We start from the raw sequence: 10,276 nt of genomic DNA on the forward strand, positions 1-10,276 counted from the left end.
CTTGGTTGCTGAAAAGACATCGCCTTATACCGGTGCCGACGGGCGTCGCAGGCGGTCCATCAGCGCGCGTCGCTTCGTTGTCATATTGCGCCGGCCCGGACAGTGGAGATAAAGCCAGACAAGCGCCGGCAGAATACCTCAAGCAAGGGCGCGAGTTCACCACACACAACTGACGGCCGGAAGCTTTCATCCATGCCGACGATGACGAGCCAAGGGGCAGCCGCACCAGCGCCTTTCAGGGACGCAACGTCATCCCGGCAATCATATCGACTATTGGGACGATACCGGCTTTCCCGCCGACGGCGAGTTCATCGACGGCGTGCTGCATCACGGCGGCACGGTGTTTTACCGAGGAGGTAGCTAACTTGGTGTCATGTCCGACACTTTCTCGCGCATGAACGGCTCCAACCTATGCATTCAGGTGACGGTTTCCGGAGGCCGTTCGCCCGAGGACGTTCGGCAACGGCTCGGCGGCCGCGGTGGCGGCTTCTTTTGGGTGCTCCCCGTCTGTCGCTCAAACGGATTTTTCGGCCATGCGAATTTTCGCGTATGATCCACCCGGTTGCCAAAAAACCACAATTGCTTCACCTAAAAGGACACCGACACTCGGCCTTAAGAATTGGATCAACGCTGAATGCGCATATCATACGTCTTCCTTTGTGCATTTGTTGCACTCGTACAGTCCGCAAATGCCGAAGTCGCATCACCGCCTGTTTTGGCGCCGCTAAAGCAGCAGGCACAAGCCGCTCAGGTGAGTGCACAATTTCTCACGCGTTTCAGCTACAAGCCTGTTCCACTCGACGACGCTTTGTCGGCGAGGATCATGGATCGGTTCATTAAATCACTCGATCCCGACCGCGTGCTCTTCCTGCAAGCGGACATCGACAGGTTCATGACGGAGCGCAGCGAGATCGACGATGGGATTGATCGGGAGGACTTGAAGATCCCGTTTGCGATCTTCAACGTGTATGAACAGCGCGTTGTCGACCGCATGAACTACGCGCGCAACTTGCTTAAGCAGGACTTCGATTTCGAGGCGCAGGAAACGTATTCCGTGCTGCGCGACAAAGCTCCTTGGCCGCAGTCGGAAGCGGCGAGCAATGACCTGTGGCGCAAGCGCGTCAAAAGCGATTGGTTGCGGTTGAAACTGGGCGGCAAAACCGACGCGGCTATTCGCGAAACGCTCGACAAACGCTACGCGAACGCCCTCGAGCGCGTTTATAAGTACAAAAGCGACGACGTTTTCCAGTCGTTCATGGATGCCTATTCAAACTCGATCGATCCGCACACGGACTATTTTGGCGCGAACGCTTCGGCCGATTTCAATATCGCGATGAAGCTTTCGCTCTTTGGTATCGGTGCGGTCCTGCAGGAACGCGACGACTACACGACGATCCGCGAGCTCGTGCCTGGCGGGCCGGCGCAGTTGTCCGGGAAGCTCTCGGTCGGAGATCGCATTACCGGCGTTGGGCAGGGCAAGGATGGGGCGATCAAAGAAGTGGTGGGCACGCGCCTTGATGAAGTCGTGCAATTGATACGAGGGAAAAAAGGCTCTGTCGTGCGCTTGGACATCCTGCCGGCCGATGCCGGAGCAGATGGCACCCATCGTGTTGTCAGCCTGGTGCGCGATAAAATCAGCCTCGAAAAACAGGCGGCCAGCAAGGCCGTGCTGCCCGTGAAAGTGGGCGATGCGACACGTAAAATCGGGCTGATTACTCTGCCAGCATTCTATGAGGATTTCGAAGCCCGGCACAAAGGAGACAAGGACTACAGAAGCGCAAGCCGCGATGTCGCCAAGCTTCTCGGCGAGCTGAAGCAAGAAAAGGTCGACAGTGTTCTCATTGACCTGCGCAACAATGGCGGCGGTTCATTGGACGAGGCGATCGATTTGACCGGCCTGTTCATCGGCCATGGCCCGGTCGTCCAGCAACGCGGTAGCGACGGTAAGGTCACGGTAAGAAGCGCTGATCTTCCAGCGCCTGTCTGGACTGGTCCCGTTGGTGTCCTGATCAATCGCGGGTCGGCCTCGGCGTCAGAGATTTTTGCTGCGGCAATCCAGGATTACGGTCGAGGCGTGATTGTCGGCGAACCCAGTTTCGGCAAGGGTACCGTTCAAACTGTCGTTAATCTTGACCAGATGGTTCATAACAACAAGCCCGAATTCGGTGAACTGAAAGTGACGATTGCCCAGTTTTTCCGGATCAATGGCGGTACGACGCAGCTGCGCGGTGTGACGCCTGATATCAGCTTGCCGGGACTTTCGGATCCGACACGTTTTGGCGAGACCAGCTATGACAATGCCTTGCCGTGGGCGCAGATCACGCCCGCGACCTACGCGCCCGACGACACTGTAACGACCTTGCTGCCGACACTGCAACGTCGCCATGATGCCCGGGTTAAGAGCGATCCGGACTTCCAACGCCTGTTACAAGACATTGCTGATCTGAAGGCGCAGCGTGAGAAAGGGATTGTCTCTCTCAACGAAGCCGAACGTCGCAGAGAATTGACCGCTCGAGAAAATCGTCTCAAGTCTCGAGCGCAATCAAGCGATGGCGAAGATACCGGTGAAGATGATGGTCTGCAGGCAAACGAGCGCAGCCTAAGCGCTGACATTGCCATTGAAAATGCCCGCAAGAAGGCAAGAGACGTTTTGCTGGACGAGGCCGGCGCCATTCTTGCCGATGAGGCGGATTTGCACGAAGGAGTGCTAAAGGCAGCCACAAAACAATCGGGAAATACGGATGGAAAATAGTCATTCCGACCGGCGCAGCAAGCCTAGGGCTATTCATGCGTGATCCCAACTTCAGCTGACCAACGCGGTCGAAGCGGTTGGCTGCTAATGAAGAAGTTTCGCTTAAGATATGCCGGCTGTTTGCGGCGGAACCCGCCGAGCCGCAGCCACGTGTGGGATGAGGTGATCGTGACGATTTTCCAGGAAGAAGCGCTGGGTTCTGGTCATCCGTTGATCAGGATGGCTATGTTCTTGATGAAATCGTTTAGAGCCGACGCAACACTACGGCCGCCAGGCGTCGACGAGGGGCCCGCCAAAGCCACGGCGCATGGTGACCGCTGCAACAACTCTGCCGCCTTTTCTTTGACCTGCTTCGGCATCCTGCGGTGATAAAGAATAGACCCTGCCGGGCGGAGCGCGGCGGGGCAAGTCATAAAGCCGATGGGAGGGAGCGATCTTGTAAGGCAGCATGGCCGGCCCGCTGGTCCGATGAACATATCACCGCATCGCTCAATCGAATGGGCATGGGTTGTGTGCGTCAAGCCGCATGACCAGCCGCATGACCGCCCAATTTTGCAGAACTTGACGCATACAACCTTATATCTCGTGGCCATCAATGAAGCGGAGTGGCGCTGAAGCCCAAGAACCTCAGCATGGAAGAGGCTGCCTCCATGGTGGTAGGCGCCAGACCGCATGATAGGCGCTCGTGCAGGTATCGTGCGCCTGGCGTGGCGCATGTCGGCGCTGGCGAACGCCGCGCTCGGCTTCGAACAGCTGGACATGCGTAGCGTACGTCGTAATGCGATGCGCGATGAAGGCCGCATACGGAAACTGGCGTTCCCGATACTTTGACCAATGTGCTGGCAGATGAAACACACAACCCGGCTCGAAAGTCGACCGTGAGCGATTTCGCTCACACTCTATCGAAGCGGCGTTCAAGGACGGGGCGCTTCGGCGTCTGCTTCATTGGTCGTCAGCGTCGCCATGTAGGCTCGAAACTCCTTCTCGCCCAGGACCCGATCCGCTGCTCGAACGTCTGCGAGGATCTTTGCTATAACGCCCTCATCGCCCGCTGCTGTCGTCCGAACCTCGATGATCTCTGCAACATAGGCTTGGACATCGAGCGCCGACAAGCTCCGCGACCCATTGGGCCAAAACCCAGTTTCGTCGGGACTGCACCCTGAAGGCTATTTTGGATGCACCGCAGCCTTATGGGCCAACCGACGACTAGCTCACACTACGTTCAAATTAAGTGATGACGAGAATGGAATGGAAAAAGAAAATATAAATTTAGAATATATGGCAAATAACCAAAAATAATATGAATGGATTCAAATAGAGTAAAATAATAAATAATATACAATCCGCACTTTGTTTATTGTGCTATTATCCTTTTGCGCAATATTGCGTGCTTTCACTCAGATTGGATATGGACATGCAAGATATGACCTGGCTTCGCCCCGGCCTATGGGGAGCAGTATGCGGCGCGGCCGCGCTTGCGATCGTCGGCTTCACATGGGGCGGGTGGATGACCAACGGCAGTGCTCAAAAAGCAGCCGGGATCGAGCGAACCTCGGCCATCGCGGCTGCGCTCACGCCCTATTGCCTCGAGAGGGCCAAAACGGATCCGGCTTCGGCAGAGATCATGGCCGCACTCAAGGCAGCCGGTACATACGGGCGTAGCGACGTTATCAAGAAGGCAGGCTGGGCAACGCCGCTTGGCAGCAGCGAGCCAAATGCAGACCTTGCGCAGGCATGCCAGATTGCGCTTGGAAGCGCGGGCTAAATTCATGGCCTTGGAAGGATCGCGGAGCCTGAATGGAGGGAGCCATGCCCTGAGCGCAAAACTATCCGGTAGCGATCAGTCAAACACAGATCGACGGATGACCGATGCTCAAGGATAAAATCACCAAACCTGCCTCCTTCGGCAGAACAAGGAATGGTAGCGCTAACGAAAGCCGCCCGATAGCTAGCCCATCGGCTGAGGAATTGATCGTTCAGGCTTCAGACGCTCGCGCCACGCTGTGCAGCCGACACGGCGACACACCAGGGAATGTCGTTGCGGAGGTTCAATTGCCGACCGAAGAGCTTGGTGGTTTCGAGGTGGAAAGCAAGACCTCATTATTCGAAAAGGTCCCCACGATGAAGGAGCTTGAACTGGCACGGGATCGTCATGACAGAAAGGTTGCCTTCAAGGACGCCGATCGGCGATAATTCAACGCCGCGTTCAGCTTGGAACCCTAAGGCTGCCGCGCGGAAGGCGGCGCGCAGCGAAGGGCGTATTTTGGAGACGAGTACGATGGCCGACCCTGATCGCTATTCTGGGAGACCGCCGAAGCGCAGTCGCGGCGTATGGATAGTGATTCTTATGGTAGCAGCCTTAGCGCTGTTGGCGGGATGGTTTTCTGGATTTTTGGGCTGAACTGGGACACAATTGGCCCCTTGCAGCAGCGATTCACGTTGATGCGGATCAGCGGGACCGGAGTCGTTGGCTCGGATCTATGCCCACCGGCACTGGATGTCTCTTCCAAGACTTCATCACGGGAGGCATTGCTTGCATGGTTCGAGAGCATTTCGAGCGAACACCTGCACCCGTTAAGCATTGAGGTCAGCCGAAACGACAACTTCCAAACCTGCGATGTCTAATGTAATCGCAGCCGCTCACTTGCCTAACGGCCTACGATCACTCTGGATCGAATTTCAGCCTAAGACCCGTCCACGTGCAGCAGACACCTGCCGACCGACAGGATCAGTCGGTGTCATGAGGATTGCGTGATGTACAATGCCAAGCGCGACGGTTACGGGAACGGTGCAAACCTTGCGATTCCGTCAATGGGCGAGATCGAGGGCCGCTTAGCCGTTCTAAAGGTTGTCGCAATACGTCTTACCAAGCGTGGGGGGACGCGCCGATCTATTCCGGTGTCCGACAGCTAAGAGGACCCGCGTCATCAGTGCGGCGGACACAACGGCGCCATGATGTTTGGCCACGTCACGGGTAGTCCACGCCTCATCGATTTTCCAGGGCAGGCCGCCCAGCTGGCGATCGGACGCAAATGACGTTTGCCAACCATTCCGCTAACGCGCATAGTGTTTGTAGCAGCAGCTAATGCCAAGGGCGCTACTGCCTAGGGTTCCATCCCCTCGGCCCCAACAAGTAAAGGAGGACGCGCAAATGTCTTCCATCACAACCCGCCGCCATATCGAAAACTTCATGGGCGGAGTTCGCCGATTTCATTACGGCAATTTCGCTGTTGAGGGATCACTGTTGGTCGGCTTGGCATTCGTCACAGCCATGTTGTTGTACGGCGTAATTTGGCACTGAGCGTTAGTCCATTCGGCCAAGAGATTCATAACATTGCGATCTCACCGTTTCCGGCCATCCGGACATCATCTCGGGATCAATCGAAGCCCGGCGGGCCCGTTACGTTGACTACGTTTGTTGCGAAGGATTGGTTCGAGGTTGATTTCACGCAGTCCCGGCTATGGCTTTCCACTCAGCCGCAGCAGTCAGCCTATAACGGCGACCTCACTCTTCGAGATAATCCGATTTGATGCGTCTCTTTGGCCGTTTGGCGTGTTAGAAAGTCCAGCCTGCGTAAATCTACAACCTCTATGCAATCAGGCCCCTGTACCATTTTCCTGTTGAGGTACCGGTGTTGTAGGCTGGTGCGACCGGGCCTTCCCGTTAGGAGCGACCCAAAGCCCCCTGTGCCGTGAGCACCTGTTGCGGACCGGTGTCCCGAGGGGACGGCAGCGACGGATGTCTGGTGGGAGGTTGCGCCATTGAGCGCCAATACAGGGAATGACGCGTGTCGCGGTGTGGCGGCACCCGGGCAGTGGATCTGGCTAAACTGCCGGAGCCCGTATTCCGCAGCCGCCCGAACGGCATCGTCACCGCCGCCCAGACGCTTGGACCCTGTCACGTCAACGACGTTCCCGAGCGTGAGGACGTGTCGGAAGGCAAGGTTGGCCTACCGGTGCCTATGGTCGTCAGGATCGTGCATGCCCCGCCGCCTTTCCTGGAAATATCTCCAGAATGCCCCCGCTAAGACCCTTCGCCTAGCACCTGGCCCCTGAATGCAGGTTCGAAATTAGGAAGTGCCGCGACATCAATAGGTCGCGACCAGACAGATCGTTCCCGTCAGAAGGGTGCATGATCAGGGCAGAGTCGACTGGGGACATGATCTGCAGTGTCCCAAATCGCGAAAGGACCCGCATGTCCATTCAATCGCCTGGCCCCACCGAAAAGGGCATGCTGCAGTTTCTCGCGATTTGCGATGCCTTTTATCCGCCAGACGCCGTTAGAGCATCAATCGAACAGCAGCGGCGCTGGTACAACGCCCTTTGCGTACGCTTCGACCGCCCGCTGCCCGCCGAGATGATCTTTTCGGACGGCATGCTCCAGCGCATACCGATCCGGCGCTACCGTCCGCGGGAAATCGCCACGCGAACCATTCTGCTCTATCTTCACGGCGGTGGCTTTGTTGTCGGCTCACTCGAGAGCCACCATGCCATCTGCGCCGAGATCGCCGATTTTGCCGGTGCGGAACTGGTTTCCGTCGATTACCGGCTGGCCCCTGAATATCGCTGGCCGGCACAGACAGATGACGCGTTTGCCGTGCTGAAGCATCTGCTTTGCGCCAACAACAGCGTCGTGCTGATCGGCGACAGCGCCGGCGGAAATCTTGCGGCTGGCCTTGCTTTGCGTGCACGCGATGAGGGTCTGCCGGGCGTCGTCGGCCAGGTCCTGATCTATCCGGCGCTTGGCGGAGACCTCACCGCGGGCTCCTATGTCGAAATGGCCGCGGCGCCCGGCCTGACGACAGCGGATGTCGCCTACTACCGCGATATCCTGCAGGCGCCGGCAGGCAATGAGATCGCCGCGCCGTTGCAGGCATCTTCGCTTGCCGGACTGCCACCGGCCTTCATCACGGTCGCGCACTTCGATCCGCTTCGAGACGACGGCCGGCAATATGCCGCCCGGCTCGCCGCCGAAGACATCGAGGTGTGGTTCCGAGAAGAGCCGCAGATGGTGCACGCCTGGCTGCGTGCCCGCCACATGAGCGATGGCGCGCGCGACGGCTTCTATGCCGTGTGCGACGCCATCAGGCGTTTTGCGACGGCCTGACGATCACATCAGGTCGCGGGCGATCCGCGTTTCGGGAAAGATCTTTTCGAATATCTGCACGTCGCCCTCAAACGCGGTGACAACGGCGCTGACGATCCAATCGGTCCCGGTGCATGCAATCCGTGCGGTCGCGACCGTCCGCACGACCCAACCGGGGCGGCGCATGTCGCAGGTCCAGGTCGACGTGCCGGTCATCGACAGCGGATCATCCGGCGCAATTGACCAGACTTCTTCCCGCAGTTGCCGCGTGGCCAGGCCGGTCTGCGGATGCTCGTAAAGTCCGGTGTCCTCATGGATGTGATACTCTGTCCGGTTAGCCGAAAGGTTGCGGATGACCTGCCGCTTTGTTGCTGCGGCTTTATGTTCGATATATTTCGGCAGCGGATCGGGATTGGCCGGTTCCTCGATTTCGATCCTCCTGAATTCACCGAGCAATGGCAGTGCCAGGCCGAGCGATGCGAGATCGATCTCGACCCCTTCGTCTTCTGGCGGTGGCAGGATCATCGGCCAATATGCGCTGGAAAGCGAAAGACGGATACGATGGCCCTTGCGGAAGCGATAACCGCAGGCATCAAGCACGAGCCGGACCGACACCTTCTCGCCTGGAACCAGCGGCTTGGGATCGGCATTGCCATCGCGGTGGGTGAGATTGACGACGCCAAAGGCGACGCGCGTTGCCGTGCCATCCGGATGGACGTCGATGAGCCGGGCACAGAGATTGCCACCTGTCGCGTGGGGGCGCAGCGCAAGCGTAAGCACGGGCCGGCCGAGATAATCGCAATCCCCGGCAAGCGGTATTGTCTCGAAGACCAGCGAGCCGGCATCGTCCGCACGCTGGTCGATGGCCATTTCGGCGTCTGGCTTCAGCGTGAAAAATTCACCGGATGCCGTCCCGGTATCGAGCGGAGAGCGCAGATAGACCATATGATCGGGCGCGTGCGGGATCGGCATGCCCTGCGTCAAACGGCCGAATTGCTCGACATAGAAGCATTCCATCTGCGGTGGCGACCAGGCGTCCTTGGCGATCCAGAAGCCTGGATCGGCGTCGCGCCGCGCGGCAGGGCGCACGGCATCGAGAATATAGGCGCGTGCCTGCGGTAATCCGTCGATCCCATTGTCCTCGCCGCGCAGCCATTTGTTCCACCAGGCGATCGCTTCGCCATGGAAATCGGCGCGGGGCTTCGGCCAGGCGAAGTGCGGATATTTGTGGACCCAGGGGCCGATCAGCGCCTTCGCCTTGCTCCCCAGGCCCTCGACCGCCATCAAAGGCGTATTGCGGTAGCCGTCGGCCCAGCCGGCGATGACGAGTGTGGGGATCTGCACGCTCGAAAAATCCTCGCAAATCGAGCCGTGACGCCAGAAATCGTCGCGCCGCTGGTGTGCCAGCCACTCCTCCATCAGGAAGGGTTCGCCAGCCAGGCGTTCCAGCCACATCTCCTTCCAGCGCTCGCCGACAAGCGCGGGGTCGGGTGGGCGCGATTGATAGCCGAGCATGGTCGCGGCCCATGAAAGCTGTGCGGAGAGGTGGCAGCCGTTCTTGTAGTGGATGTCGTCGTTATAGCGGTCGACGGTCGAGGCGATCGATATGATGGCCTTGAGCGCGGGTGGGCGCAACGCTGCGACCTGCAGGCTGTTGAAGCCGCCCCAGGAGATGCCCATCATGCCAACTGAGCCGTTCGACCATGGCTGTTGGGCGATCCAGGCGATCAGCTCACAGGCATTGCCAAGCTCCATCGTCGTATATTCGCCATCGATGACGCCATCGGATTCTCCAGATCCGCGGATATCGACGCGCACGCCAGCAATGCCTGCCGCGGCAAACACCGGATAGGTCGACTCGTCCCTGAGACTGGTCCCGTCCCGCTTGCGATAGGGCAGGAATTCGAAGGCCGCGGGAACGGGATTTTCCTCTGCACCGTCTGGCATCCAGATCCGCGCGGCAAGCCGCGTTCCATCCTTCAGGACAATCCATTCATTCTCGATGGTGGTGAAGCCGCGCGACGTCATGCTCATTCCCTTGATGCACATTCCATGAGAGAGGCTTTCGCCCCGGCAAGTCAATGGCCGGCGCTTTTCATGCGTCGCGTGGCAAGCACATGTTCCAGCCAGCCGATCTCCATTTCCGGCACGGATTTCAAGAGCAGATCCGTGTAGTCGTCAAAGGGCGGCGACAGCGCCGTCGATTTCGGGCCGAACCGCACCAGCTTGCCGCGATGCATCACCGCCACGCTGTCGGCGATCGCCCGGACGATCGCGATGTCGTGGGTGATGAAGACATAGGAGAGCTGCTCTTCTTCCTGCAGGCGCAAGAGCAGCTTGAGGATGCCCTCGGCCACCAGAGGATCGAGCGCCGAGGTCGGCTCGTCGCAAAGGATGAGTTCGGGCCTGGCGGCAAGTGCTCTTGCGATCGCTACGCG

General features: G+C 58.6%; 8 protein-coding genes and 4 pseudogenes. 9 read left to right on the top strand and 3 right to left on the bottom strand.

The genetic code is table 11. From position 1 onward, the window contains the following. Window positions 1-256: 256 nt before the first annotated feature. The 4 genes and pseudogenes from FHX09_RS19965 to FHX09_RS19980 form a co-directional block, all read left to right on the top strand. Window positions 257-364 (top strand): annotated as a pseudogene (locus FHX09_RS19965) (Atu4866 domain-containing protein); the annotation flags it as partial. Window positions 365-634: 270 nt separating this feature from the next. Next, a complete protein-coding gene (locus FHX09_RS19970) occupies window positions 635-2,752 on the top strand; it encodes a carboxy terminal-processing peptidase (protein WP_132590124.1) in 2,118 nt (705 codons plus the stop codon). Between the two features lie 135 nt (window positions 2,753-2,887). After that, window positions 2,888-2,997, top strand: a pseudogene (locus FHX09_RS30005) (IS6 family transposase); the annotation flags it as partial. A gap of 427 nt (window positions 2,998-3,424) precedes the next feature. Further along, window positions 3,425-3,583 carry a hypothetical protein gene (locus tag FHX09_RS19980; protein ID WP_165933104.1) on the top strand — a complete coding sequence of 53 codons (159 nt, stop codon included), beginning with the start codon at window positions 3,425-3,427 and terminating at the stop codon, window positions 3,581-3,583. Between the two features lie 83 nt (window positions 3,584-3,666). Here FHX09_RS19980 and FHX09_RS19985 read toward each other — a convergent pair whose 3' ends face one another. Continuing rightward, on the bottom strand, window positions 3,667-3,864 hold the full coding sequence (locus FHX09_RS19985) for an ATPase inhibitor subunit zeta (protein WP_132590122.1): 198 nt from the start codon (window positions 3,862-3,864) through the stop codon (window positions 3,667-3,669). 302 nt (window positions 3,865-4,166) lie between these two features. On the opposite strand from FHX09_RS19985, the gene FHX09_RS19990 reads away from it, so the two are divergent. The 5 genes and pseudogenes from FHX09_RS19990 to FHX09_RS20010 all read left to right on the top strand — a co-directional run bounded on the left by FHX09_RS19990 (window position 4,167) and on the right by FHX09_RS20010 (window position 7,859). After that, the gene (locus FHX09_RS19990) at window positions 4,167-4,517 is read left to right on the top strand and encodes a hypothetical protein (protein WP_007800090.1); all 351 of its coding nucleotides are present in this window, start codon (window positions 4,167-4,169) and stop codon (window positions 4,515-4,517) included. A 104-nt stretch (window positions 4,518-4,621) separates the two neighbouring features. After that, window positions 4,622-4,945: a hypothetical protein gene (locus FHX09_RS19995; RefSeq protein WP_132590120.1), complete on the top strand. Its 324-nt coding sequence runs from the start codon at window positions 4,622-4,624 to the stop codon at window positions 4,943-4,945. 958 nt (window positions 4,946-5,903) lie between these two features. Then, a complete protein-coding gene (locus FHX09_RS20000) occupies window positions 5,904-6,053 on the top strand; it encodes a hypothetical protein (RefSeq protein ID WP_165933103.1) in 150 nt (49 codons plus the stop codon). A gap of 499 nt (window positions 6,054-6,552) precedes the next feature. Then, window positions 6,553-6,738 (top strand): annotated as a pseudogene (locus tag FHX09_RS20005) (protocatechuate 3,4-dioxygenase); the annotation flags it as partial. 209 nt (window positions 6,739-6,947) lie between these two features. Next, window positions 6,948-7,859: an alpha/beta hydrolase gene (locus tag FHX09_RS20010; RefSeq protein ID WP_183720758.1), complete on the top strand. Its 912-nt coding sequence runs from the start codon at window positions 6,948-6,950 to the stop codon at window positions 7,857-7,859. Between the two features lie 3 nt (window positions 7,860-7,862). On the opposite strand, the gene FHX09_RS20015 is transcribed toward FHX09_RS20010, so the two are convergent. Then, a complete protein-coding gene (locus tag FHX09_RS20015; protein ID WP_184450538.1) occupies window positions 7,863-9,866 on the bottom strand; it encodes a CocE/NonD family hydrolase in 2,004 nt (667 codons plus the stop codon). Window positions 9,867-9,916: 50 nt separating this feature from the next. After that, window positions 9,917-10,276, bottom strand: a pseudogene (locus tag FHX09_RS20020) (ABC transporter); the annotation flags it as partial.

This window comes from Rhizobium sp. BK538, assembly GCF_014197575.1.
Lineage (GTDB): Bacteria > Pseudomonadota > Alphaproteobacteria > Rhizobiales > Rhizobiaceae > Rhizobium.